We start from the raw sequence: 24,732 nt of genomic DNA on the forward strand, positions 1-24,732 counted from the left end.
CCGAAGCTGCCTCGACCAAAAACAGTGCTTGAGAGTGGCAAATGTCGCCCCATATCTCTGCAAGAGACTAGGCCCAGGCCGGCCCTTTGCGGTAATATGCGCGCCCATCCGGGCGCAGTCCGGGGACAGACTGTCCGTGAACTAAAGAGACAAGAGAGCACCATGATACAGATTGGCAAGATGAACAACCTCACAGTGATCGAACTCGAAGACAGGGGCGCCTGGCTTGCCGCCGGTGAAGAGTACGGTGAGCTGCTGCTGCCCAAGCGTCAATTGCCTGACGGGGTTGCCGAGGGTGATGAGGTTGCCGTCTTCCTCTATCTGGATGCCGATTGCGAGCCGGTGATCACCACCGACAAGCCGTTCGCCATGGTGGGCCAGCTGGCCGGTCTCAAGGTGGTCAACGCCAACAAGATTGGTGCCTTCCTGGAGTGGGGCATGAAGAAAGACTTGTTCGTGCCGACCCGGGAGCAGAACAAGCCGATGCAGGTCGGCCACGTCTATCTGGTCTATCTGATGCTCGACAACGAAGGGCGCATGGTGGGCACCAGCCGCATCGAGCGTTTCCTTGCCCAGGAGCAGCCGCCCTTCAGGGTGGGGGATCAGGTGACGGCCCTGCCCGGTGAGCACACTCCCCTTGGCATCAAGGTGGTGGTCAACGATCGCTACCCCGGCATGCTGTTCAAGAACGAGGTGTTTGGCCGCGTGATGACAGGTCGTCCCCAGACGGCCTGGGTCAAGCAGGTACGGGCCGATGGCAAGCTGGATCTGACCCTGCAAAAACCGGATATCGGTGAGCGGATGGACGATGCGGGCGGCATCATCATGACGCGCCTGCGCAAGCAGGGCGGCGAGCTGGCGCTGGGGGACAAGAGCGAGCCGGAACTCATCTCCAAGCAGCTGGCCATGAGCAAGGGTACCTTCAAGAAAGCCATCGGCGGCCTCTACAAACAGGGCCTGATCGTGATTGAGCCACACTGCATTCGTCTGGTTGCCGCCCCCGCGGCGCAGGATGAGACGGCTCAGGGCGAGCAGGACTGAGATGGCGAGCCCCTGCGTCCAGCGCTGTGAAGCCAGGGACGATCGCTGTCTGGGCTGTGGCCGCACCTTGAGCGAGATCGGGCGCTGGTCCTCCATGACGGAGGTCGAGCAGCTCGCCATCATGGCGACCCTGACGGCCAGGACGCTTGCCTCGCCGAGCCCAGTGGTGGCCGTGATACCGGGGCTCGAACAACCTGAGTCTGTTGATCCGGCTTCGACCCATGTCTGCCCCGGCTGTGGCGAGCCTGCCTACTGCGCCGTCGCGGCGGGCAAGGAGATCGGTGAGTGCTGGTGCAGCCAGTTACCGGCTCTGCCCATGAGCGATGCGCCTGCCTGCTGGTGCCAGGCTTGCCTGGGCAAGGCGCTCCATGCCGAGCCGTTGGCCTGAGCCATCCCGGGTGAGTCAGTTGCCAACGAAAGAAGGGCGCCGCAAGGCGCCCTTCTTCGATCGTCATCTTCGCAGATCCCCGTGCCAGTCTGGCGGTGCGGGGCTATGCTGGCGAATCGTCAAGGTCAGGCATCAGGCCTGTTCGTGGCGAAACCAGCGGACATGAACCTCATCGTCACCCTGCTGGCGGGGCAGCAGGTAGCTGGCGTAGATCACCTCGAACTCCTCTTGATGATCGAGCAGGCCTATCCATACCTCGGCCCAGCGTTCCAGATCCACGGGCACTCCCAGTTCCCGTGACCAGTCGGCGTTGGGCAGGGTCGCCTCCACGGCGCCGCGCTGTTCGAACTCCAGGGTAATGTCGACGATCTGTTCGGGCGCCAGCATGTCGGCGGCCTGTTCGAGAAACTGATCATAGGCCCATTCGACCAGCTGATCCGGGGTACGTTGTTCCATGAAATCACTCCAGATGCTTGAGACGCGATACTGTAACAAGGATTGGCGTCGGCAGCCAGCGGGCCCTGTGCTGGCCCACCTCTGTGCAGGGCACTATGCTGATGACCGGGATGGGCGAGAGTGGGTCGAGCGTCCAGACCTTCAGGAGAGTCATGATGAAGCGACGAGGGCAGCGGTTGCAAATTCGGCGCAGGCGGGAGACCTGGTGGTGGCACTATCTGCCTCTGCATCAGGATACAGTGGGTGGTCATCTGGGCCCCCCTGCCTTGGGGACACCTGGGCAAGAAGCGAAGAGCTGATGCCGCCCGGCATCAGGTCGGGCAGCTGACCCTCGGTTCTACTCTATCCCGTGTATCCGATTGAGCGTTACTTGGCCTAACTGGCCCATCTGGCGCCGGATCCAGGCCGCCCGCTTGGCCACATAAGGGGAGGGGGGCGAGACGCGATAGCGCCAGGGATTGGGCAGGGCCGCCGCCAGCAGGGATGCCTCATAGCGGGTCAGTCTTGCCGCAGGTTTATGGAAGTAGTGACGGGCCGCCGCCTCGGCGCCATAGATGCCGGGGCCGAACTCGACGATGTTGAGATAGACCTCGAGGATCCGGGACTTGTTCCAGCCCAGCTCCATCAAGAGGGTGAACCAGGCCTCCCCCCCCTTGCGCACAAAGCTGCGATCGCTCCACATGAAGAGATTTTTGGCGGTCTGCTGGCTGAGGGTGCTGGCGCCGCGCACCCGCCCTCCCTGTTCGTTGTGTTGCCAGGCCGAGCTGATGGCCGCCATGTCGAAACCGTTGTGATCCGGGAAGTGTTGATCCTCGGCCGCCACCACCGCCAGTTGCAACTGGGGCGAGATGGCATCGAGCGCCACCCAGTCATGTTCCACCTGCTTGATGGGGGCCGGGGGGGAGATGGCCCGTTCGATGCGCCAGCTCCAGATGGGGGGATCGATGAAGCGCAGCAGCGCGACCATCACCACCGACAGCAGCAGCGCGCCGACCAGAATGCGCCACAGCCAGCTCAGCATGGTGTCAGCTCGGCATGGCACCGGCAACGGAGAGGGGCGACCGGCATGGTTAGTCGGGCAACCATTCGATGTGGCAGAATTTCTCGTCCACGGCACGGGCAATCAACATGCGGGCGAACAGGTGCTCGACCTCCTGCTCGCTATTTTCCAGGCCGACCCAGATCTCGGCGTAGTCGGCGTCCGTCACCTCAAAACCCACATCCGCATCCCAGTCATCACCCGGCTCGGCTTCGGCCAGCAGGCCACGATCGTTGTAGGCCTGGTTGAACAGGGCTATCTCGTGCTCGGGCAGGTTGTCTGAGGCGAGCTCCATAAAGAGTTCGAGGGCGGTATTGAGCAGGGTTTCGACGCTGTGCTGCAAGGGTGTGGACATATGAGTTCCGGTTGATGGCTGATAAGGGGCGGCCAGGCCGCGGGCGCCATTAAACCACAGAGTCGACCCCTCATAAATAGTCAGCCCGCGATATGCCTTGCCCGTCGGCTGTTGCCCCTTGCTGCCCGATCTTGTCGCCAGATGCGGCGAAGGGGACGGGGGCTGGCCGTCACCGGCCTTCATCCGTTATATTGCGCGCTCCTCTATTTTCTGCCTTCGAGCCTTGCCATGAAACGAATTCTCTCCATCCAGTCCCATGTGGTGTTTGGCTGTGCCGGTAACAGCGCCGCCGTCTTCCCGATGCGCCGCCTCGGCATGGAAGTGTGGCCGGTCAATACGGTGCAATTTTCCAATCATACCCAATACCAGGCAGGCTGGCAGGGCATGGCGTTGCCAGCGGGCCATATCCGAGCCCTCGGGGAAGGATTGGCCAATATCGAGGTACTGGCTCAGTGCGACGCCGTGCTGAGCGGCTATCTGGGCTCGGCCGAGCAGGGGGACGAGATCCTCGCGGTGGTGGCGGCGGTCAAGGAGGCCAACCCGCAAGCACTCTATTTCTGCGATCCCGTGATGGGTCACCCTGAGAAGGGGTGCATCGTCGCCCCCGGTGTCACCGATTTTCTCACTCACAAGGCACTGGCGATGGCGGACATGCTGGCGCCCAACTTGCTGGAGCTGGAGACCCTGTGCAGTCTGCATATCGACTCTCTGGCGGGGGCGCGTGCCGCCGCCCACAGTCTGCTGGACAAAGGGGTTCGTCTGGTGCTGGTTAAACACCTGGGCCGGGCGGCCAGCGAGCCGGGACGCTTCGAGATGCTGCTCTGTACCCCGGCGGGGGATCACCTGATCCATCGCCCCCTCTATGATTTCCCCCGCCAGCCGGTCGGCGTCGGCGATCTGATCAGCGCCTTGATGCTGGCCAACCTGCTGGCCGGCTTTGATGCCGTCAGCGCCTTCGAGCGCACCAATGCCGCCGTCGATGCCGTCCTGCTGCACACCTGGCAGCAGGGGGCCTATGAGTTGCAGCTCATTGCGGCGCAGGCCGCCTTCGCCGATCCCGAGATAAGGGTGCGGGCCGGATCGCTGGGGTGAGTCTGCGTCCTTGAACGGGGTACTGAGAAGTGACAAGAGGGCTCCCATGGGAGCCCTCTCTCATCTGGCTTTGTGCTCAGACACACCTCCCCGATTCAGGATGCCTGCTCGCGCCCCGGATAGAGCAGGGGCTGGCCCGGGGCCTGGGCCATGACCCCCTGGTAATGGAGCACGCTCGGGAAGGGGTGATAGAAGCGATGCAGCAGGGTCTTCCACTGCTGGTATTGCGGCGAGGTGCGAAAGCCCTCGGTGTGATCTTCAAGTCTCTGCCATTGCACCAGCAGCAGGTAGTGGTTGCCCTGCTCCATGCAGACTTGCAACTGGTGACCCAGATAGCCCGGCATGGCGCTGATGAGGGCGCTGGCCTCGGCGAAGGCGGCCTCGAACTCGGCCTCCCGGCCCGGGATGATGGTGAGTGGGGCGACTTCCAGTATCATCTTGACTCCTTCAATGGGGGAGCTTGCGCCAGCCTTCGCGGGCTGGCGCAAGGGGGGCGTGCCAGGCTCAGTCCAGTGACAGCCGTTTGTAGAAAAATTGTGTCGCGGCCAGGCTGCCATCGCCATTGATGGCGAAATCGGGGATCTGCCCCGCGGCCTGATATCCGAGTCGCTGATAAAGATGGGAAGCGACATCACCGACCCGGGTGTCGAGCACCAGCAGGCGGCGCTGTGCCTGGATGGCGCCCTGCTCCATGACGCCCATCAAGGCGCGCGCCAGGCCATGTCCCCGGGCGCCAGGGGCCACCATCAGCTTCTCTACCTCGGCCCTGTGGCTGCCATTGGCCTTGCCACAGAGCGAGAGTTGCACGCTGCCAAGCAGCGCGCCCCCTTGCTGAGCCGGAGCCAGCGCCAACCAGAGTCGACGATCCCCCCTTTGCAGCCCCTGCTCGACCCCTTGCCAGTAGGCCCTGGCCTCGGCGAGGCTGATGGGCGGCAAGAAGCCGATGGAGGCACCATCCTGAACGACCTCCTGCAGCAGTCGGGCGAGGGGCAGTTCATGTTCGGCCAGGTGAGTCAGATGCAGCAATTGCCAGGGGGTGGCAGGGGCATGGGCAGCATCCATGGACTCAACAGCGCCAGTTTCCTTGTCAAGGATGGGCGTGGTGCTGGTCAGACAGGGGGTAGGGTCAGACAGTGAGGGCATCCGTGCAATCCTCCATGAGTGCACCCCATGGGTGCAATCATTCATCGTGAAATGACGTTGGCGGTGACGCGGTCAACGCAGCGCCGCCGCTTCAGCCAGGGGCGGTATGTCGCCGTCATTGGGATGGACGGCCCAAGACTCCTTATAACAAGTTGATGTCGATGCTGTCGAGCATCGCTCACCCTGATGCATGCACTGTGAAGAGCGGACTCAGTCGATCAGATCCTGCTCGTGCAGCCAGTTCACCACCAACAGGGCGGGGGCGGAGAGACGCTCCTTGTCCTGGCTCCCCAACCAGGCCAGCTCGGCGATTTCAGCGGCCGGGGTGGGTGTCCCCTGACCCTCGGCAAAGAAGCAGCGCAGCCGCACCATGACGCCATCAGCCTTGCCATCGGCCTGGGCCTGAAAATCGCCCGCCAGGCGCAGGGTCGTGGGGGCGAGCCCAACGCTCAGCTCTTCGGTGATTTCACGCAGCAGGGCTGCTTCGTCACTCTCGCCGGGATCGCGTTTACCGCCCGGAATATAGAAGAGGCGCTTGCCATGAGAGCGTACGCACAGCAAGCGGCGTTCTTGAATCGTTAGCCAGGCCAGCTTGTCTATCTGAGTCATGGTCTTCTCCTCTTGAGTCATGATGTCCGGGCAGGGCGCGCCTGCGCGGGTCTTCTGCCCGCCGGGCTAGGATGCCTTCGCGGTGGCAGGGGATGGTGGGCAGCCTAACAAAGTTGGCGCACTCGCCCAAGGGGCATGCCGGGCCGGGTTGGAAACGGAGTGTTTCCGGGCATGGAGGATGCTTTGCCGCGAGACGCCGTCAGATGGCGCCCAAAAGTTCGCCCTGGCGCACAGGATGGCGCGCCGGGGCTGGGCGGGACTCGGCTGCTGTGTTTTAATTCCTGCCACTTTAGCGGTAGTTACCCGGCGCCATAGGCGCGAATTTCCCGGGTGCGACAAAAGAGGATGTAGAGAGATGCGAGTCACAGCACAGCGCAATTTTATCGGACTCGGGGTGGCGGGCAACTTCGCCGGTCATCTGGAGCAGGCGGGCGAGGCGGCGGACTTTGTTGCCGTGCAGGTGGTGGACAAGGTGGCCCCCAAGGCGCTGTTCCCCTTCTATGTGCCGTCCCATCCGGGCCAGCTCGGCGTCTTCCCGTTAAGTGAAGCGGCCATCTTCCTGCCAGAGGCGGCGGTGAGCGGCGACGAAAAGGTGCAGATAGAGCCGGAAGTGGCGCTCTGGTGCGAGCTGGAATATGCGGGGGAGCAGGTGGTTGCCATCCATCCCAAGGCGTTTGGCGCCTATAACGACTGCTCCATCCGCCGTCCCAATGCCAAAAAAATCAGCGAGAAGAAGAACTGGGGCCCGGAGAGCAAGGGACTGGCCGCCCATTTGTTGCCCCTGTCCCATTTTGCCGCCGGCTGCGAGCTCGATGATTACCGCATCGCCTGCTATCTGGAGCGTGATGGCGAGCTGCATGGCTACGGGATAGACAGCGCGGCGGTGGATTACAGCTACTTCCATCAGCAGTTGCTGGAGTGGGCAGTCGACAAGTTCAACCATCAGCAGGACGCAGGCCCGGCCGAGCATATCCAGGGGCTGCTGGCCCAGGCGGGGCGTCCGGTCCACGCCCTGATCAGCATAGGCGCCACCCGCTACACCCCGTTCGGCGAGACCCATTTCCTCCAACCCGGCGACACCTCCTGCGTGCTGGTCTACCCGGCCAGCCGCTACAGCGAAAGTGACATCCGCACCGCGATCCGCAGCCGCCAGTTCGGCCCGGATGTGTCGGCGCTGCTGCAGGCGGTCAAGACCCGCTGATCCCCTCGGCCCTCTCCCTTCCCGGGAGAGGGCCCGATATGGCTGCCCCGCACTCAACCACCTGGCTATCCCTCAGGGCCTTGCCGCCATCTTGTTGGCTCTTTAGTGGGCCGAAATCAGAAGCCGATTGAAGCGCGCCGATATAACAGTATGATTTGCCAAGAGAAGCGCTCTTATCGGCAAGGATGATTGAACCGCACATGATTGAACTCAAAACCATGGCCCTGTTTCTGGTGACGGCGGTCGCCGAGATCCTCGGCTGCTACCTGCCCTATCTGTGGCTGACCCAGGGCAAGAGCATCTGGTTGCTGCTGCCAGCGGGCCTGAGTCTGGCCCTGTTTGCCTGGCTGTTGTCACTGCATCCGACCGCCGCCGGACGAGTCTATGCCGCCTATGGGGGCGTCTATATCTTCGTGGCCATTCTCTGGCTCTGGGCCGTGGATGGCATCAGGCCGACGCTGTGGGATCTGGTCGGTGCCGGTGTGGCCCTGGCAGGGATGGCCATTATCATGTTTGCCCCCAGACCCGCATAGGGCGCCGGGGAACATAGAAGATCAGGAGGGTTGCCATTGTGGTGATCAGAGAGTGCAAGGAAGAGGATCTGGCGGGCCTGCTCACTCTTTACGCCGAACTCAGGCCCAATGATCCCGTGCTGGCGCCGTCGGTGGCGAGGGAGGCGCTGAGGCGACTGCTGGCCGAGCCCGGAGTGCGACTCCTGGTGGCCGAGGTGGAGGGCCAGCTGGCCGCCAGCTGTCAGTTGGGGGTGATCCCCACCCTCACCAATGGCGGCAAACCCTTTGCCATCATAGAGCATGTGATCACCGCAGCGGCCTTTCGCCGCCAGGGCCTGAGCCAGCAGGTGATAGCCCGGGCGCTCGCCATCGCCTGGGAGATGGAGTGCTACAAGGTGATGCTGCTGTCGGGGGAGGGGCGTGAGGAGGCCCACCGACTCTATGAGATGCTGGGCTTCAAGGCGGGTATCGAGAAGGGCTTTGTCATCAAGCGCACCGACGCCATGGCAGCTCGATAGGGGCCTGATGGGCCAGCCATAGAGATCAACAGGAGAACCAGCATATGAAGATTGAACCGGCAGAAAGCGGCGATCACATGACGCTTATCGCCATCTGGGAGGCCTCGGTGCGCGCCACCCATCACTTCCTGCAAGAGGAAGACATCGCCACCCTGAGGCCCCTTATCCTCGAACACTATTTCGATGCCGTGCGCCTCTATTGCGCCAGGCAGGATGGGGTTATCGTCGGCTTTATCGGGGTGGCTGAGGGCAACATCGAGATGCTCTTCATCGCCCCCGAGGCGAGAGGGAGCGGGGTCGGCCGCCAGCTGGTGGACCACGCTATCCATTGCCTGGGGGCGACCCGGGTGGACGTCAACGAGCAGAATGCCCAGGCCCTCGGCTTTTATCGGCGCATGGGCTTTGCCGTGGTGGGGCGCTCTCCCCTGGATGGCCAGGGCGAGCCCTATCCGCTGTTGCACATGGTGCTGACCGCCCAGGAGTGAAGGCGCTCTGAATGTGCCGCGACCAAAGGGGAGGGCACGCAGCCCAATCTCGATTTTGCCAACCGCGATGGGGCAGGGTCGGGCGTGGGCTTTGGCGAACAGTCGGAGCGGATGCTGGAGCGCTGCGACACGGTCTTCTCGCAGGATAAATGGCATCAATAAAAAAACCGCACGAGTGAAGTGAACCCCATTTATTGGACACGTTAGTTGGCGGATAACATGGCCTGAGTTCGGTACTGTACCGGGCTCAGGCCGTTTAGTTTCACTTTGATCCGCTCATGGTTGTAGTAGTGGATGTATTCATCCACCACACGTTTCAACTGCTCTGTATCTTCGTACTCTTCGTTGAACCAGCATTCGCTTTTCAGCAGTCCAAAGAAGTTCTCTACCACCGCATTGTCCAGGCAGTTCCCTTTGCGTGACATGCTTTGCTTCACGTCCCTTGACGATAATCGCGTCTGATAGCTGGCCATCTGATATTGCCAGCCTTGATCCGAGTGCAGCACCGGCGCGTCTGTGGGCCCTAATGTCGCCAAGGCGTCATCCAGCATCTTGTCCACCAACCGCATCCCCTGGTGCGTTGCCATCTGCCAGGCGATGATCTCGCTGTTATAGAGGTCCAGCACCGGCGACAAGTACAACTTCTGCCCTTTGAGATTGAACTCCGTCACATCGGTGACCCATTTTTGGTTCGGGGCATCGGCGTGAAAATCACGCTGCAAGAGGTTCGGGGCGATATGGCCGTATGTCCCCTTGTACGACCGATATTTCTTGCGGCGCAGGTTAGAGGCAAGGTCCTGTTCTCGCATGAGTTTTCGCACTGTCTTGTGGTTAATTAGGCACCCTTCGTTGCGCAGCGCCAGGGTGATCCGCCGATAACCATAACGCCCCTTGTGGTGATGAAACAGCGCCTTGATCCGTTGCGCTTCATGCTCATAGGTCCCTGCGCTGGTACCTGACTTCACCTGCCAGTAGAAGGTGCTGCGTGGCAACCAAGCGATATGCAGCAGCGTTGCCAGCTGATGGTCCTGCCTTAGCTCGGAAACTATTTTTGCTTTCTCTGCTGCTTTTCCCGAGCCAAGGCATGCAGCTTTTTTAGATAGGCGTTCTCCGCCCGCAGGTATTCGAGCTCTTCCTGGGCACTGTGGAAAGTGGGATAGGGGGCGGTGAGCGGTTTGTTCGGTGGTTTTTTTCCTGAAGCCATGATGCGCTCTGTGCGTTTGTCACTAAGGGCCATGATACCGCCTTCACGATAAAGCCGCGCCCACCGACTGACGGTGCAGGCCGCGGCGATCTTGAATGCTGCGGCCGCCTTGCGAGAAGATGCATTATTTTCCTGCATCCAGTGCAGTACCTCCTCTTTGAACTCAGCAGAATAAGCTTTGGTCGTGATGGTCAAGCCATCTTCACCACTGACTTTCCAGTGCTCAGTCCAGCGGCGAACGGCGCCATGATCGACACCAAACAGGGCGGCCGTCTTTTTGGCACCGTCATGACCGTTGAGATAGTGAAGAACGACCTGACGCTTGAAGTCGGTCGAGTATTTTTGCTTTGCCATAGAAACGAAGAACCCCTACTCGTTGGGTGTCCAACTTTCGGGGTTCACTTCACGAGTGCGGTTTTTTTATATTTCAGGCCTGGCGGTACAGAGTCGCCGCACAGAGGCTCTCTTACTCCTCGTTGGAGTTGTCCTGATAGCCATCGCGCTGGGTCTTGGGCAGGCGGCGCATCGGGGCGAAGCCGGTGTCTTCACCGCCACGCTCTTTCTGACGTGCCGGCGCCGCCGCTTTACTGCCAACTGCCTTGGGTTTCGGCTTGGCGGCGGGTTTTCCCCTGGCAGCAGGCTGCTCCTTGGCGGCTTTTTCTCTGGCCTTGACGTTGTGCTTGGCATTGACGTGGCCACCACGGTCGCGGTTTTGTATCGGCTTGTTACTGGGCAGGCTCTGGCGCGTCACTTTGCCGCTAGGCTCGTACCCTTCCTGAATTTCGCTCGGGATGCTTTGGCCTATCAAGGACTCTATGGCCTTGAGCTGGTCCAGCTCATCCAGACTGACCAGGGAGATGGCTTCGCCACCCCGACCGGCCCGGCCGGTACGACCGATCCGGTGAATGTAATCCTCGGCCACTTGCGGCAGCTCGAAGTTGATCACGTGCGGCAGCAGATCGATGTCGAGACCGCGGGCGGCGATATCGGTGGCAACCAGTACCCGCACCTTGCCCTCGCGAAAATCGGCAAGGGCCCGGTTGCGGGCGCCCTGGGTCTTGTCACCATGGATGGCGACGGTATTGAGGCCGTCTTTGACCATCTGCTGGGCGAGGCGGTCGGCGATAAGCTTGGTGCGCACGAATACCAGCACTCTTTGCCAGTTGCCCCGGCCAATCATGTGGGAGAGCAGCTCGCGCTTGCGCTCACGATCCACCTTGATGACACGCTGGTTGACTTGTTCGGCGGTGCTGTTGCTCGGGCTCACCTCGATGAGGGTCGGGCTCTTGAGCAAGTCATCGGCCAGCGCCTTGATTTCGTCCGAGAAGGTGGCGGAGAACAGCAGGGTCTGCCGCTCCTCCGGCAGTGCCTTCATGATGCGGCGAATGTCGGTGATAAAGCCCATGTCAAGCATGCGATCCGCTTCATCCAGCACCAGCACTTCCAGCTCGGTCAGGGTGAGGGCGCGCTGGGTCAGCAGATCCAGCAGGCGACCGGGGGTGGCGACCAGAATGTCGACCCCGAGCTTGATGGCCTCGAGATTGGGTTTGATGCTGACGCCACCGTAGGCTATCAAGGTCCGGAACGGCAGATGATTGGCGTACTTGATGATGCTCTCACCGACCTGGGCGGCCAGCTCGCGAGTCGGAGTCAGGATCAGGGCGCGGACCTGACGGCGTCCGCCACGGCCATGATTGGCCAGCAGACGGTGCAGCATGGGCAGGGTGAAACCGGCTGTCTTGCCGGTCCCGGTCTGGGCGCCGCCCAGCACATCCTGGCCTGCCAGAATGGCCGGAATAGCCTGTTGCTGGATAGGGGTTGGCTGTGCGTAACCCAACTCCTTGACGGCACGCAATATGTGCGGCGACAGGCCCAGTTCGTTAAATGACATCTTAGAGAGAGACTCCTGACATTGAGCATTGGCTCAGCTGGGATCGACGCGCGCCATTGGCGCCACCAACCCCGAAGAAACTGCGATAGCGGTGGCGTCGTGAGAGGAACCACCGGAAACACACATTGCGGTGGCACCTTGGGGCGCACCAGCCGATCAGCATGGGCGCATAATATAGCAGAGATCGCGGCCAAGGGCAGCCGCCATCGGTGACAAGACTCCTGACCCAGGAGTGTACGGGTGGGGCGTTGCGACTCAAAGTCTATCTGAGGCAACGTGCAGCGTGATAATGGGCGGTTAATGACTCGGGCTGAACGGGCTCAGAGCAGGGCTGCGATGTCGGTGGCCAGGGACTCCGGGGTTGTCTGGGGGGCATAGCGAGCTACCACCTGGCCATCACGGTTGATGAGAAACTTGGTGAAGTTCCATTTGATCGCCTCCGAACCCAGCAGGCCCGGTTGCTCGGCCTTGAGCCAGCGATAGAGGGGGTGAGTACGGGGACCATTGACCTCGCACTTGCTCATGATGGGGAAGCTGACCGGGTAATCCAGCGTGCAGAAGCGGGCTATCTCGTCGGCCTCACCGGGTTCCTGGCCACCAAACTGGTTGCAGGGAAAGCCGAGTATGGTCAACCCCAGGGGTGAGAACTGACGATAGAGGGCTTCCAGGCCGGTGTATTGGGGCGTAAAACCGCAGCGGCTGGCGACGTTGACCACCAGGATCACCCTATTTTGCAACTCGCGCTGGGGGTATTCGCTGCCATCGAGGCGGGTGAGTGTTAGCTTGCTCAGGGTCATATTGATGCTCGTCGTCTGTGGTTAATCGCCCAGGATCCTGAGGCAACGCTAGCTGAGCCGGTGGTGCAGAGCAAGGGGGCGGCGGAAAGGGCCTTCATATTGATGCTGAGGCTCGTATCGAGTTGCAATCCGGTTTGTGAGCCGCCCCAAAAGCCGATAAAAAGCGCCACTGCTACTTTTTGAGCCTATCCCGTGGATTACAACGCCGTCATGGATGCCATTTACACCCAGGGTTGGGTGATAGTGGACGATTTTCTCTCCGCCGCCGAGGTGGATCTGCTGCGTGCCTGCCTGCCCGATGAGTGGCAACAGGCCGGCATTGGTCGTGAGGGGCAGCATCAGGGCAATCCCGAGATCCGCCGGGATCAGATCCACTGGTTGGATGGGGAGCTGGGGGCCCCGGTGGCGGCCTATCTGGCGCGCATGGAATCCTTGCGCATCGCAGCCAACCGCATGCTGATGCTGGGACTCTTTGATTACGAGGCCCATTTTGCCCGTTATCGACCCGGTGATTTCTACGCGACCCACAGGGATGCCTTCGCCGGGCGCTCCAACCGCCGCCTCACCTCCGTCTTCTATCTCAATAATGGTTGGCAGCCGGACGATGGCGGCGTGCTGCGCGTCTATGACGACAGTGAACAGCATCTGATGGATGTCTCTCCCAAGGGGGGGCGACTGGTGTTGTTTCTGTCCGAGGAGTTTCCCCACGAGGTGCTGGCCGCCCGTCAGGAGCGTTACAGCATCGCGGGATGGTTCAGGGTCAATGGTACCGCCCCTGGCCGGGTCGACCCGTCCCGTTGATCTCCGCCTTGCAGGGCCGCGTGGCCGCGGGCCTGAGGTTGACAGAAATTGGCGCTTTGTTGGCCAGTAGCGCGGCTTTGTGCCCGGTCTTAGCGTCCGGGCGCTGCCATCAGCTGACAAGGCGTATTCTTGCTTGCTACACTGGCCGCACTTGGCTTACGTCCGGTGGCTGGTTTCCTGTTCGCCGCCGAGGATGACGCGGCCGCTTCTCCCAAGGGATCCCAATCAATGAAGAAGATGCATGTCTTGCTGCTGTGCGGCGGCGGTGGCTCCGAGCACGAAGTCTCTCTGCGCAGTGCCAATTTCATCGAGCAACAACTCGGCCTCCTGCCCGGCGTCGACGTGACCCGGGTCGAGATGTTTGCCGATCGCTGGCTCAGCGCCGACGGCCGCGAGTGCAAGCTGGGGCTCGACAGGCTGCTCTCTTTTGACAGCGTGGCGCGACCGGTGGATTTCGTGGTGCCCTGTATCCACGGCTACCCGGGCGAGACCGGCGATCTGCAATCTTTCCTCGAGCTGGCCGGTCTGCCCTACCTGGGCTGCGATGCCGAGGCGAGCAAGCTCTGCTTCAACAAGATCAGCACCAAGCTGTGGCTCTCCGCCCTGGATATTCCCAACACCCCTTATCTGTTCCTGACCGAGCAGGATGAGACCAGCCTGAATGAGGCCAAAGCCGCTTTGGCCAACTGGGGCAGGGTCTTTATCAAGGCCGCTTGCCAAGGCTCCTCGGTGGGTTGCTACTCAGCCAGCAATGAAGCCGAACTGGTGCAGGGCATCAAGGACGCCTTCGGTTACTCCGAGCAGGTCCTGATCGAAAAAGCGGTCAAGCCCCGGGAGCTGGAAGTGGCCGTCTATCAGTACGGCGATGAGCTGGTGGCGACCTATCCGGGCGAGATCTGCGTGCCGACCGACAAGTTCTATACCTACGAAGAGAAGTACAGCAGCGCCAGTCACACCGAAACCGCCCTGCATGCCGAAGGGCTGACCCAGGCCCAGTCTGATGCCATCCAGGCCTATGCCCTCAAGGCGTTCCGTCAACTGAAACTGACCCATCTGTCGCGTATCGACTTCTTCCTGACCATCGATGGCGAGATCCTGCTCAACGAGATCAACACCTTCCCGGGCATGACTCCCATCTCCATGTTCCCGAAACTGCTGGAGCATCATGGTCACAGCTTTGCGCAGTTCCTCGAAGGCATAGTGCGCAAACCCGCATAAGGGCAGGGTGTGGAGACACAACAAGCGAGGGGCCCCAGGGCTCCTCGCTTGTTGATGGCGGTTTATGTCTGTGAACACTCCCCGGCTGCCGGGGTAAACAGCCAGATATGCGCCCCTTGGGGGTCGGCTATCAGGGCCATGCGCCCGACGCTGGGAATATCCATGGCAGGGACCACCAGGCTGCCGCCATGCTGGGTCACCCTGGCGACTCGGGCATCCACATCATCGACTGCGATGTAGGTCGCCCAATGAGGTGGCACCCCCTCCATCTGCGGATTGCCGCGAGTGGCCTGTACCCCGGCGATGGGCCGACCGTTGGCGACCAGCATGGGGTAATCAAACCCCTCCATCGCCGTCTGCTGCACCTGCCAGCCTAGCACCTCGGTATAGAAGCGGATCCCCGCCTCGCTATCGGGCACATAGAGTTCGTGCCAGGTAAAGGTACTGCCTTCGGCCAGGGCGTGCTCCCGGGCCTGGTCATTGCTTTGCTCCGTCATATCGCTCTCTCCTTTAGAGGTCACCCCCGAGTGGCGTGACCGTGCGGTGTTGAGTATAGAAAGGGTCCCCCTGTCTGCTGGCTTTATGGGAGAGGCCTTGCCGCCCAGGGACACCCTCGCTACAATTCCGCCCCTTTTTGTCCTCTTTTGTGCCGAGTCTCCTTCATGAAGCCAGTCCCCGATCATGCCGTCAATCGCCTGCGAACCTGGCGCAAGAGTGTCTCTACCCGTCCTTTCCTGGCCCGGGGCGGGAGCGTGCCACGCTGCGAGGCCTGTCAATTGCGCCGGGACTGGTGCGCCTGTGACTGGCGTCCCGAGCTCAAGGCCGAGGCGGGTTTCTGCCTGTTGATGTATGACAGCGAGCCGATGAAACCCTCCAACACGGGTCGTCTTATCGCCGATGTCTTGCCTGACACCACCTGGGCCTTCCTCTGGTCGCGCACCGAGCCCCATCCCGGGTTGCTGGCGCTGCTCAGGGATCCCGAGTGGCAGCCGTATGTGGTGTTTCCGGCGAGCGAAAAGGCGCCAGCGCGCCTGACCGAGCAGGTACTGCCCACGCCCGGCAAGCGGCCGCTGTTTATCTTGCTCGATGGCACCTGGCCAGAGGCACGCAAGATGTTCAACAAGAGCCCCTATCTCGATGCGCTGCCTGTGCTGAGCGTGCGTCCAGAGAGCCTCTCCACCTATGGCATGAGGGTGGCCCCCAAGGAGCATCAGCTCTGCACCGCCGAGGTGGCGGCTTGTGTGCTGGAAGTCGCGGGGGAGGTGCAGGTCGGGCTTGGCCTGCAACTCTGGTTCAACCTGTTCAGCAGCCGCTACATGGCCGGGCGGGTCAATCGCTGGCCGGGGGAGGAGGATGCCGCCCTGCAGCAGGCGCTGCTCCCTTTCTTGAGTCCGATGGAGGAGAATGATGAAAATCGGGAATCAACCCCCGCTTGAGTCATGAGCACTGGGATGATTCGACCCGAGAGCCGGCCAATGCCCGTCAAATAAAAGATGAAAATAAGGAATTGATTGGCTGCCATTGTTTCGTTATGTGAATGAGTGAGCCGCGCTTAGGATAGGCGCAACCGGCTCCTGCACGCCTCCTCTTGGCAGGATAGGAGCCCTGTCTTGTCTGACTGAGGTGCAAATGGAGTTTGAGCTTACTACCCTGATCCTGCTGTTCGGCGTCGCCCTGGCCGCCGGTTTCATCGATGCCATCGCCGGGGGCGGCGGTCTGCTGACGGTGCCCGCCCTGCTGGCCACCGGCATGCCGCCCGCCCTGGTACTGGGCACCAACAAATTACAGAGCAGCTTCGGCTCCTTCTCCGCCACCTGGTTCTATGCCCGCCGGGGCTTGATTGAGTGGCATATCATCTGGCCCGCGGTCATTTTCACCTTTATCGGGGCGGCACTGGGCTCCCTGGCGGTGCAGACCATAGATGCCGCCATTCTGGAGCGGCTGCTCCCCTTCCTGCTGGTGGCCTTTGCCTGTTACTTCTACTTCTCCCCCAGGGTGAGCGATGCGGAAAGCAGCCGTCGTCTTACCCCCATGCTGTTTGCACTGCTGGTTGGCGGCGGGGTCGGTTTCTATGATGGCTTCTTTGGTCCGGGTACCGGCTCCTTCTTTGCCATCGGCTTCGTCGCCCTGGCGGGGTTTGGCATGGCGCGGGCCACCGCCCACACCAAGTTGCTCAATTTCACCTCCAACATCGCCTCGCTGATCTTCTTTGCCCTCGGTGGCAAGGTGGTGTGGAGCGTCGGCTTCTCCATGGCGCTTGGGCAGTTCATTGGCGCGCGATTTGGCTCCAAGCTGGTGCTGATCAAAGGGGTAAAGCTGATCAAACCCTTGCTGGTCACCATCTCCCTGCTGATGTCGGCCAAGCTTATCTGGAGCCAGTATCCCGCCCTGTTTAGCTGGCTGCACTGAGTCCGGTGCAGGTCTGCGTCCCTTGACCCTCTTTTCGCTGGCACTTCGCCATCAGGAGGCCGCGCCTGCACGGGCGCGGCCTCTCATCTTTGCACTGTGGTCAGAACATGGGGCATTGATATAAAGGGCCTTATCAGCCGCTCAGGGGCCTTAGTTGGGCGAAGTGGCGAGTCAGGGCCTGGATCAGGCGGCTGGCTCTGTCTCGTTTCAGGCTGCTGGGCCGGTAAATGAGGTGGATGGGGCGACTGATGCCGGGCAGGGGGCGGGCTTGCTTGCCCTGCTCGCCGACCAGGGCAAGCAGCCCTTCGGGCAACATCACCGGCCCCATGCCCGCCTTGGCCAGCTCGATCAGCGCCAGATAGGAGTCGAGCTGCATGCGCGGCGCCAGCCCCAGCTCGGCCAGGGGGGCGACCAGATAGCGGTTGACCGGGTTGTCCAGATCCATGGTGAACAGGCTGGCAGCCGGGCCTCTCTCCTCCTCACTCCCCACCAGATAGAAGGGTTCATCCCTCAGCAGCTCGGCGTGCAAACCGTGTCCGGGGGGCAGGCGTCCGGCGCAGATCCCGAGCAGGGCCTCCCCGGCCCGCACCCGCGCCAGGATCACCGGGGTGTGGTGGGTGGAGATCAGCAAGTAGGGATCCTGGCGCAGGTAGTCGGCCATGAAGGGGGCCAGGTAGCCAGCCAGCAGGGTCTCGGAGCAGGCAACCGGCAGGGGATGGGCATCGGTGAGGGTCTGGCTGTCGGCCAGCAGTCCCTTCATCTCTGCCAGGGTGGGAGCGAGACGGGTCAGCAGCTCGTGGGCCTGGGGAGTGAGCCTGATCTGGCGGCCATCGGGTTCGATCAACTTCTTGCCGAGCCGCTGTTCCAGCTGGCTGATGCGCTTGCTGACCGCCGACTGGCTGATATAGAGGCGGCTGGCCACCTTGCCCATGGTGCCCTCCGTGGCCAGCAAAAACAGGGTATCGAGCCCTTCCAGTAACATAGTGTCGTGCCTCCCGAACATGTCCGGCCCCCACCTTAGGGGCTTGTGGGACGAGAGGCAAGGGGTCAGACCGGTTGGGGTTTGAGGCGCCTGGGCAATCCGAAGATCACCAGATTGCCGAGCAGGCAGACCGCCATGCCGACCATGGAGACCGGTTGCCAGACAAAGCCCTCATACAGGGTGGAGAGACCCAGGGCCACCAGAGGAAAGAGCACGGTGGCATAGGCCGCCTTGCTGGCCCCGATCCGCCCGACCAGGGTCAGATAGGCGGTAAAGGCGATCACCGAGCCGAACAGCGCCAGATAGAGCAGGGCCCCCCAGTAACGGGTGCCGGTCGGCCAGACCAGCTCTTGACCCAGCAGTTGCACCCAGCCCAGCAGCAGTATGACCCCGTACAACATGCCCCAGGGCACCATCTGCAACACGGTGAAACCCTGGCGCTGACCCCGGGCCGAGACCAGATTGCCGAGGGAGAAGCAGAGGGTTCCGGCGCAGGCGAAGGCGAGCCCCTTCCAGGCCTGGGCGCCCAGATCGCTCGACATCAGGCTGGGCCAGAACAGCAGCAGGGTGCCGGCCAGTCCCATCACTGAGCCCTGCAGCCATTGACGGCTGGGTTTCTGTTTCTCGAACAGCCAGAGGTTGAGGCCGTTGAAGATGCTGGCACAGGCGAACACCACCGCCGAGAGGCCGCTGGGGATGTATTGGGTGGCGTGATAGAAGCAGAGGAAGTTGGTGGAAAAGAGCAGGGCGCCGAGCAGGGCGGCATAGCCCTGGCCTTGTTTTGGCAGACGGGGAAACTTGCCGCTCAGGGTGAGCAGGGCAAAGAGTGCCAGGGCCGCCAGGGCGAAGCGATAGAGCACCGAGACCTCGATGGGGATGGGGCCGAGTTGCCAGGCGATGGCAATCCAGGTGCTGCCCCAGATGAGCACGGTGGCGAGATAGAGGGTCAGATTCATCATGGTGATCCTTAGGAAGGCGACGGCAATGGGTAAAGGGAGGAGCTCGGCTCTCTCACTATGGTCTTAGCATGGCCTGCCCTGGCCCGTGCCGGGTTACAGGATCTTGCGGTTATTTTGCCTAGGGGCGCCCCGGTGGCTGCCATCTGCCGGGGAGGGCGGGTAGACTGAGCACTCACCGGTCAGCGAAGGGCTGCCCGAGGAACCCTGTGGCGCCAGCTGGCTAGCCCCGGGTTCAGAGATCTTCAGGATGAGAGAGGCGACATGGCTGCAGGGGTATTCGATGCATTGGTCAGCACGGGGGCGCGGCTCGAGGCCCACCACTGGCTGGAGCCAGGGCTCGGGCTGGCCAGCTGGCGCAACTGCTTCGATCAGACGCGCTACCACAGACCCGGCCATCACACCCTGAGCGTCTATCTGCAAGGGGGTGAGCAGACGGAGCGGCTCGATGGCCCTGGGGGCCATGGCGGCGTCGGCAAGATTTGCCTGATGCCGGATCACCACAGATCCGAGTGGCTGGTGCGCGAGGAGTTTCGCTTCTTTCATCTCTATTTCAGCCCGGCACACCTGACGCGGATCGCCGAGGAGGTCTGCGATCGGGAGGGGCGCCACCTGCAGCTCTATGACAAGACCTTCATCGACGATGCCGTCTTGATGAGGCTGGCCAACCAGCTTCAACACCTGGACTGGCAGGAGGCGGGCAATCGGCTGGCTCTTGGCGAGATCTGCAATCAACTGCTGCTGCACACCTTTAGTCATCACACCCAGGAGGCGCCAGCGCTGGTGCTGCCCAAGGGGGGATTGGCGCCAGCAGTGGCGCGGCGGGTGTGTGATTACATGGCCGGACGTCTTGCGCAGCCCATCTTGCTTGGCGAATTGGCGGCCGAGGCCAGCCTGAGCGAATTCCACTTCAGCCGCATGTTCGCCCAAACCTTGGGTACCTCTCCCCATCGTTATCTGCAGGGGCTGCGATTGCGCCGTGCCAAGCAGCTCTTGCTGGCCGGGGCCTCCCTGGGGGAGGTGGCGAGCCAATGTGGTTTCTCGTCTGCGGCCCACCTGGGTAACCGCTTTCGTGATGATTTTGGTTTGAGTCCGGGGCAGTGGCGCAGCCGCTTGTCATCGGATTGTCATGGTGGGTGGAGATAGTGGCGGCGCGCTCATCAACCCGTGTGCCACTGCCATGATCCCACCTCATAAAAAGGAAGCCTCTTGAAACAAAGCAAACGTCAGGCTCGCAGCCGCCACCTCTGGTTCAGTCACTGGAACGCCCCTCGCTGGTCCCTGCCTCTCCCCTGTGTCCCCGAACCCGAAGTGCCTCACAGTTCTCGTTGAAATCTCCCCCCTGCCATAGGCAGTGGCCGGCAAGTTTGCCACTATGACTCCCAGACGTTGATTGCTGTCATGGGGCGCTATGTTTCTGGAACGTATCGAGATAAAAGGCTTTCGCGGGATAAACCGCCTCTCGCTCAGCCTGGATAACACCACTGTGCTCATCGGTGAGAACGCCTGGGGGAAATCGAGCCTGCTGCGGGCACTCTGGTGTCTGCTGGGTCAGGAAGCCGAGCCCTATCAGTTCAATGCCGATGACTTCCACAGACCCGAAGATCCCGAGCTGGCCCCGGCGCGCAGCCTGCAACTGGTGCTCACCTTCAGCGAATACCGACCGGAGATGTGCCTGCGTTCCCAGCGCCTTGCCCGTCTCGCCCCGGTCTGGATGTCTCACAAAGACAAGTTCCATCGCATCCACTATCGAGCCAGCGCCGAGTTGCACGATGATGGCAGCGTGTTGAGTCGCCATGACTTTCTCGATGGCATCGGCAAGGTGCTGGAGGGGGTGGAGAGCGGGCCTCTGGTCACTCTGCTCATCACCATGAACCCGGTGTTTCGGCTGCGCGACGCCCGCAGCGCCCAGTTCGGCCAGGAGGCCCAGCCCTGGCCCGAGCCCAGCGAGCATCACCTCGGCAAGCTGATGGAGAAGATGGGGGATGAGCCTTCACGCATCGGTGAAGAGGAACTCAAGGAGGCGCTCAGCGCCGTGCGCCAGCTGACGGATCACTACTTCAAGGCCCTGGCCCCCATCAAATACAAGCCGCGCAGCCAGCGGGAGATCATCAACAGGCCCATGACACTGCGCAACCCCGGCAACCTGCAGAGCCTGTTGCGTAGCGCCGACAACCGGGCACTGCAACTGGCCATGGCGGGCATGGCGGGGGCCCTGCTCAATGCGCGCGGCAATCGGGAGCTGGAGCAGGGGGCCAGGCCCATCATGATTGTGGAGGATCCGGAGAGCCGGCTTCATCCCACCATGCTCTCCCTGGCCTGGGGGCTGCTTGAGCAACTGCCGGCGCAGAAACTGCTCACCACCAACTCCGGCGATCTGCTCTCCTCCTTGCCCTTGAATCAGGTGCGCCGTCTGGTGCGCCGCCAGCAGGAGATCCTCTGTCATCAACTCGGGGGGGAGCGCTACAGCAGCGACGATCTGCGCAAGATCGCCTTTCATGTGCGCATCAACAGACCCATGTCGCTGTTTGCCCGCTGCTGGTTGCTGGTGGAGGGGGAGACCGAGATCTGGCTGCTGTCAGAGCTAGCCCAGCTCTGCGGCTACAGCCTGCGGGCCGAAGGGGTGCGCATCATCGAGTTTGCCCAGTGCGGCCAGGCGCCCCTCATCAAGGTGGCCCGGGACTTTGGCATAGAGTGGCACCTGCTCACCGACGGCGACGAGGCCGGGATGAAGTACGCCAGCTCGGCCCGATCCCTGCTCAAAGGGGAGCGGGAACAGGATCGTCTGACGCAGCTGCCTGCCGCCGACATCGAGCACTACCTCTATCAGAACGGCTTCGAGGCGGTGTTTCGGCGCGAAGCCGGGGTGGGGGGGCGATCCTCACTCAGCGCCAGCCGCATCATCAACAAGGCGATACACCATCGCAGCAAGCCCGGCATGGCATTGGCCGTGGTGGAGGAGGCGGAGCGTCTGGGCCCAGGCCATATCCCCGTGGTGATCCGCCAGCTGTTCAAGCGGCTAGTGGCCCAGGCGAGGGGCCAGGGCTGACCTCCGATGCCTTTGTGGCAATTCACCGGGCGTTCAAGGGGTTAGTGGCCCAGGCGAGGGGCCAGGGCTGACTCCCGATGCCTTTGTGGTAATTCCCCGGGCGTTCAAGGGGCTGGTGGCTCCGGCGAGGGCCAGGCGTTTGGTTCCGCTTTGAGTTTGGGTATACTCGCCCCCTTCATCACAGGAGGCGTTCATGTTATCCCAATTACCCCTATGGCTTTATCCCCTGAGTGGCCTGATGGCACTCGGGGCCCTCGCTTGGCTGGCACTGGTGCTGTGGCGCGGGGATCTCTGCCCGGGTCAACGCTCGCGTATCCTCCAGCAGAGCTTCTCGGTCTGGGTCATCAGTGGCCTCTCGGTGATGCTGGCGGTGGAGGCGAAGGCGCCCCAGTGGCAAGTCTGGCTCGGTGGGGCGGCCCTGATACTGGGCATCGGCGTCTCCTTGCTGCAATCGAGACTGGAGGGCAAACGCGCCATCCCCGCCACCTGGCTATTGCTGCCCGCCTTGCCCCTGAGCCTCTATGGACTGGGACTGCTGGCTGCGACTGGCTGGGTGAGTGGTCTGTTGCAGATGGTGCTGCTGGGCGCCGCCTTCGCTCACCTGATGCTGCTGCGAGCCCGCCACCGGTTGCAGGCGTTCAACACCTTGTTGCCCATGGTGGGGCTGGGGGCGGCGATTGCCAGCCTGCTCTGGTTTGTGGCCCTGATGTTGATGAGTCAGCCGAGTGACGCCGTGCTGAGCGCGCTGTTGCCCTGGATCCTGACTCAGACCCTGCTGCTTGTGGCCACCTTGCTGCTCTGGTTCAGCCCTGTCTATCTGCGGCGCGAGACTGCCCCCGTGGTGCTATCGACCACCCTGTGCGGCCTGCTGATCGCCGAGATAGCCGCCACTGGCGCCTTGCAGATGCTGAACTGAGACCGCTTATTGCATTGAGACGGCGGAGCCTGGCTATCAGGCAGGCTGGGCTCTCCTGTCGACCAGCAGGGGCTTGTTGCCCTGACGGGAGGGTCACTGTGGCGCGCCAAGGAGATCGACGGCGTCGACCCTGGGGAAATTAAGCCGTTTGTGGGCCAGAGCGGGCACCCCAATGGCAGCCGAGCTTGCTGGCCTTGAGGGGGGCGGGTGAGGTTTCAGAGGCAAGGGCTTGTTTCATCGCATAAAAAGGCAGCATGGTGCTGGTAAAAGGGGCTGTTAGCGCCGCATTAATCTACACCTTCAACTTTATCAAGATTTTTGCTTGCAATATTTGCGCTGGCGCCTATTATTGGCGACCTCAGACGCGGGGTGGAGCAGCTCGGTAGCTCGTCGGGCTCATAACCCGAAGGTCGTTGGTTCAAATCCAGCCCCCGCAACCATCTGATACTCAAGGTGTTTATCGCCAGGCGAAGATGACTTGAGTGAAGCAATACCCAACCAGACAACTGCTCAGTCTTGTTGGCACAATTCGGACGCGGGGTGGAGCAGCTCGGTAGCTCGTCGGGCTCATAACCCGAAGGTCGTTGGTTCAAATCCAGCCCCCGCAACCACACACAGTCTTGCTGTTCACCTATGAACATCAAGGCGCACTCAAGCTGGCAACTGCTCTGCCAACTTGGGACAATTCGGACGCGGGGTGGAGCAGCTCGGTAGCTCGTCGGGCTCATAACCCGAAGGTCGTTGGTTCAAATCCAGCCCCCGCAACCACACACAGTCTTGCTGTTCAACTATGAACATCAAGGCGCACTCAAGCTGGCAACTGCTCTGCCAGCTTGGGACAATTCGGACGCGGGGTGGAGCAGCTCGGTAGCTCGTCGGGCTCATAACCCGAAGGTCGTTGGTTCAAATCCAGCCCCCGCAACCACACACAGTCTTGCTGTTCACCTATGAACATCAAGGCGCACTCAAGCTGGCAACTGCTCTGCCAACTTGGGACAATTCGGACGCGGGGTGGAGCAGCTCGGTAGCTCGTCGGGCTCATAACCCGAAGGTCGTTGGTTCAAATCCAGCCCCCGCAACCACACACAGTCTTGCTGTTCAACTATGAACATCAAGGCGCACTCAAGCTGGCAACTGCTCTGCCAGCTTGGGACAATTCGGACGCGGGGTGGAGCAGCTCGGTAGCTCGTCGGGCTCATAACCCGAAGGTCGTTGGTTCAAATCCAGCCCCCGCAACCACACACAGTCTTGCTGTTCACCTATGAACATCAAGGCGCACTCAAGCTGGCAACTGCTCTGCCAGCTTGGGACAATTCGGACGCGGGGTGGAGCAGCTCGGTAGCTCGTCGGGCTCATAACCCGAAGGTCGTTGGTTCAAATCCAGCCCCCGCAACCACACACAGTCTTGCTGTTCACCTATGAACATCAAGGCGCACTCAAGCTGGCAACTGCTCTGCCAGCTTGGGACAATTCGGACGCGGGGTGGAGCAGCTCGGTAGCTCGTCGGGCTCATAACCCGAAGGTCGTTGGTTCAAATCCAGCCCCCGCAACCATTTTATTCTGTTCGTCTCTCTCCATTGCTCCCCCTTTTAGCTGGCTAGACTCCCTCATCGGGGTTGCCTGCTCGTTGAACGACCGCGTGCTGCCTGTCACTGATCTATGCCCTTTTT

General features: G+C 61.7%; 27 protein-coding genes and 8 tRNA genes. 23 read left to right on the forward strand and 12 right to left on the reverse strand.

Translation table 11 applies throughout. The features are described 5' to 3' along the window. The first annotated feature begins 96 nt into the window (after positions 1-96). The gene (locus KYK33_RS09535; protein ID WP_084218207.1) at positions 97-1,041 is read left to right on the forward strand and encodes a CvfB family protein; all 945 of its coding nucleotides are present in this window, start codon (positions 97-99) and stop codon (positions 1,039-1,041) included. 1 nt (position 1,042) lies between these two features. Next, entirely contained in the window at positions 1,043-1,429 is a 387-nt protein-coding gene (locus KYK33_RS09540; RefSeq protein ID WP_224432814.1) for a cysteine-rich CWC family protein, read from the forward strand. Positions 1,430-1,561: 132 nt separating this feature from the next. Here the strand turns inward: KYK33_RS09540 and KYK33_RS09545 are convergent, their stop codons facing one another. From KYK33_RS09545 to KYK33_RS09555, 3 genes are all read right to left on the reverse strand, one after another. Beyond that, a complete protein-coding gene (locus KYK33_RS09545; RefSeq protein ID WP_042042348.1) occupies positions 1,562-1,885 on the reverse strand; it encodes an HI1450 family dsDNA-mimic protein in 324 nt (107 codons plus the stop codon). A gap of 337 nt (positions 1,886-2,222) precedes the next feature. Further along, on the reverse strand, positions 2,223-2,906 hold the full coding sequence (gene mtgA / locus KYK33_RS09550; RefSeq protein WP_224432815.1) for a monofunctional biosynthetic peptidoglycan transglycosylase: 684 nt from the start codon (positions 2,904-2,906) through the stop codon (positions 2,223-2,225). 49 nt (positions 2,907-2,955) lie between these two features. Further along, entirely contained in the window at positions 2,956-3,279 is a 324-nt protein-coding gene (locus KYK33_RS09555; protein WP_042042350.1) for an HI1450 family dsDNA-mimic protein, read from the reverse strand. Between the two features lie 228 nt (positions 3,280-3,507). Here KYK33_RS09555 and pdxY point away from each other — a divergent pair, with 228 nt between their 5' ends. Then, complete coding sequence (gene pdxY, locus KYK33_RS09560; protein WP_224432816.1) at positions 3,508-4,371, forward strand: pyridoxal kinase PdxY; 864 nt, start codon at positions 3,508-3,510, stop codon at positions 4,369-4,371. A gap of 95 nt (positions 4,372-4,466) precedes the next feature. Here pdxY and KYK33_RS09565 read toward each other — a convergent pair whose 3' ends face one another. The 3 genes from KYK33_RS09565 to KYK33_RS09575 form a co-directional block, all read right to left on the reverse strand. Next, positions 4,467-4,808, reverse strand: a complete 342-nt coding sequence (locus KYK33_RS09565; protein ID WP_042042352.1) for an antibiotic biosynthesis monooxygenase family protein — start codon at positions 4,806-4,808, stop codon at positions 4,467-4,469. Positions 4,809-4,875: 67 nt separating this feature from the next. Next, positions 4,876-5,514: a GNAT family N-acetyltransferase gene (locus tag KYK33_RS09570; protein ID WP_224432817.1), complete on the reverse strand. Its 639-nt coding sequence runs from the start codon at positions 5,512-5,514 to the stop codon at positions 4,876-4,878. 210 nt (positions 5,515-5,724) lie between these two features. Further along, on the reverse strand, positions 5,725-6,123 hold the full coding sequence (locus tag KYK33_RS09575) for an NUDIX hydrolase (protein WP_224432818.1): 399 nt from the start codon (positions 6,121-6,123) through the stop codon (positions 5,725-5,727). 355 nt (positions 6,124-6,478) lie between these two features. On the opposite strand from KYK33_RS09575, the gene KYK33_RS09580 reads away from it, so the two are divergent. The 4 genes from KYK33_RS09580 (at position 6,479) to KYK33_RS09595 (ending at position 8,839) form a co-directional block, all read left to right on the forward strand. Then, positions 6,479-7,324 (forward strand): DUF5718 family protein, encoded by an 846-nt coding sequence (locus tag KYK33_RS09580; protein ID WP_224432819.1) that lies wholly within the window; start codon positions 6,479-6,481, stop codon positions 7,322-7,324. Positions 7,325-7,524: 200 nt separating this feature from the next. Beyond that, on the forward strand, positions 7,525-7,857 hold the full coding sequence (locus KYK33_RS09585; protein ID WP_224432820.1) for a YnfA family protein: 333 nt from the start codon (positions 7,525-7,527) through the stop codon (positions 7,855-7,857). A gap of 35 nt (positions 7,858-7,892) precedes the next feature. Then, a complete protein-coding gene (locus KYK33_RS09590; protein ID WP_224432985.1) occupies positions 7,893-8,354 on the forward strand; it encodes a GNAT family N-acetyltransferase in 462 nt (153 codons plus the stop codon). A 44-nt stretch (positions 8,355-8,398) separates the two neighbouring features. Then, positions 8,399-8,839: an acetyltransferase gene (locus KYK33_RS09595; RefSeq protein ID WP_224432821.1), complete on the forward strand. Its 441-nt coding sequence runs from the start codon at positions 8,399-8,401 to the stop codon at positions 8,837-8,839. Positions 8,840-9,042: 203 nt separating this feature from the next. Here KYK33_RS09595 and KYK33_RS09600 read toward each other — a convergent pair. The 3 genes from KYK33_RS09600 to KYK33_RS09610 form a co-directional block, all read right to left on the reverse strand. After that, positions 9,043-10,397, reverse strand: a protein-coding gene (locus tag KYK33_RS09600; protein ID WP_224430502.1) for an IS3 family transposase whose coding sequence is annotated in 2 segments (ribosomal slippage) — positions 9,043-9,938 and positions 9,938-10,397 — 1,356 coding nt in all. Because the reading frame shifts where the segments join, the coding sequence is not laid out codon by codon here. A gap of 112 nt (positions 10,398-10,509) precedes the next feature. Continuing rightward, positions 10,510-11,934, reverse strand: a complete 1,425-nt coding sequence (locus KYK33_RS09605; protein WP_224432822.1) for a DEAD/DEAH box helicase — start codon at positions 11,932-11,934, stop codon at positions 10,510-10,512. A 320-nt stretch (positions 11,935-12,254) separates the two neighbouring features. Next, the gene (locus KYK33_RS09610) at positions 12,255-12,731 is read right to left on the reverse strand and encodes a glutathione peroxidase (protein ID WP_224432823.1); all 477 of its coding nucleotides are present in this window, start codon (positions 12,729-12,731) and stop codon (positions 12,255-12,257) included. Between the two features lie 192 nt (positions 12,732-12,923). Here KYK33_RS09610 and KYK33_RS09615 point away from each other — a divergent pair, with 192 nt between their 5' ends. Next, positions 12,924-13,532 carry a 2OG-Fe(II) oxygenase gene (locus KYK33_RS09615; protein WP_224432824.1) on the forward strand — a complete coding sequence of 203 codons (609 nt, stop codon included), beginning with the start codon at positions 12,924-12,926 and terminating at the stop codon, positions 13,530-13,532. 228 nt (positions 13,533-13,760) lie between these two features. After that, entirely contained in the window at positions 13,761-14,750 is a 990-nt protein-coding gene (locus KYK33_RS09620) for a D-alanine--D-alanine ligase (protein WP_042042362.1), read from the forward strand. A 62-nt stretch (positions 14,751-14,812) separates the two neighbouring features. On the opposite strand, the gene KYK33_RS09625 is transcribed toward KYK33_RS09620, so the two are convergent. After that, entirely contained in the window at positions 14,813-15,247 is a 435-nt protein-coding gene (locus tag KYK33_RS09625) for a VOC family protein (protein WP_042042363.1), read from the reverse strand. 165 nt (positions 15,248-15,412) lie between these two features. Here KYK33_RS09625 and KYK33_RS09630 point away from each other — a divergent pair, with 165 nt between their 5' ends. Together KYK33_RS09630 and KYK33_RS09635 are read left to right on the forward strand one after the other, a co-directional pair. Continuing rightward, a complete protein-coding gene (locus tag KYK33_RS09630; RefSeq protein WP_224432825.1) occupies positions 15,413-16,186 on the forward strand; it encodes a tRNA-uridine aminocarboxypropyltransferase in 774 nt (257 codons plus the stop codon). Positions 16,187-16,379: 193 nt separating this feature from the next. Next, positions 16,380-17,159: a TSUP family transporter gene (locus KYK33_RS09635; protein WP_224432826.1), complete on the forward strand. Its 780-nt coding sequence runs from the start codon at positions 16,380-16,382 to the stop codon at positions 17,157-17,159. Positions 17,160-17,292: 133 nt separating this feature from the next. On the opposite strand, the gene KYK33_RS09640 is transcribed toward KYK33_RS09635, so the two are convergent. Then, complete coding sequence (locus KYK33_RS09640) at positions 17,293-18,141, reverse strand: LysR family transcriptional regulator (protein ID WP_224432827.1); 849 nt, start codon at positions 18,139-18,141, stop codon at positions 17,293-17,295. 65 nt (positions 18,142-18,206) lie between these two features. Beyond that, complete coding sequence (locus KYK33_RS09645; protein WP_224432986.1) at positions 18,207-19,097, reverse strand: DMT family transporter; 891 nt, start codon at positions 19,095-19,097, stop codon at positions 18,207-18,209. A 264-nt stretch (positions 19,098-19,361) separates the two neighbouring features. Between KYK33_RS09645 and KYK33_RS09650 the strand changes: the two genes are divergently transcribed. The 12 genes from KYK33_RS09650 (at position 19,362) to KYK33_RS09700 (ending at position 24,615) form a co-directional block, all read left to right on the forward strand. Further along, complete coding sequence (locus tag KYK33_RS09650) at positions 19,362-20,243, forward strand: helix-turn-helix domain-containing protein (protein WP_224432828.1); 882 nt, start codon at positions 19,362-19,364, stop codon at positions 20,241-20,243. 63 nt (positions 20,244-20,306) lie between these two features. Next, positions 20,307-20,429, forward strand: coding sequence for a hypothetical protein (locus KYK33_RS20140; RefSeq protein ID WP_263480038.1), 123 nt, complete (start codon positions 20,307-20,309; stop codon positions 20,427-20,429). Between the two features lie 79 nt (positions 20,430-20,508). Further along, a complete protein-coding gene (locus tag KYK33_RS09655; protein ID WP_224432829.1) occupies positions 20,509-22,146 on the forward strand; it encodes an ATP-dependent endonuclease in 1,638 nt (545 codons plus the stop codon). Positions 22,147-22,339: 193 nt separating this feature from the next. Continuing rightward, positions 22,340-23,062, forward strand: a complete 723-nt coding sequence (locus KYK33_RS09660; protein WP_042042372.1) for a hypothetical protein — start codon at positions 22,340-22,342, stop codon at positions 23,060-23,062. Positions 23,063-23,425: 363 nt separating this feature from the next. Beyond that, a tRNA-Met gene (locus KYK33_RS09665) sits at positions 23,426-23,502 on the forward strand. Positions 23,503-23,596: 94 nt separating this feature from the next. Beyond that, positions 23,597-23,673, forward strand: a tRNA-Met gene (locus KYK33_RS09670). 80 nt (positions 23,674-23,753) lie between these two features. Then, positions 23,754-23,830: transfer RNA gene (locus KYK33_RS09675), tRNA-Met, on the forward strand. Between the two features lie 80 nt (positions 23,831-23,910). Further along, a tRNA-Met gene (locus KYK33_RS09680) sits at positions 23,911-23,987 on the forward strand. A gap of 80 nt (positions 23,988-24,067) precedes the next feature. Then, positions 24,068-24,144, forward strand: a tRNA-Met gene (locus KYK33_RS09685). An 80-nt stretch (positions 24,145-24,224) separates the two neighbouring features. After that, a tRNA-Met gene (locus tag KYK33_RS09690) sits at positions 24,225-24,301 on the forward strand. Positions 24,302-24,381: 80 nt separating this feature from the next. Continuing rightward, a tRNA-Met gene (locus tag KYK33_RS09695) sits at positions 24,382-24,458 on the forward strand. Positions 24,459-24,538: 80 nt separating this feature from the next. Then, positions 24,539-24,615, forward strand: a tRNA-Met gene (locus tag KYK33_RS09700). Positions 24,616-24,732 lie beyond the last annotated feature (117 nt).

This window comes from Aeromonas rivuli (assembly GCF_020149575.1).
Lineage (GTDB): Bacteria > Pseudomonadota > Gammaproteobacteria > Enterobacterales > Aeromonadaceae > Aeromonas > Aeromonas rivuli.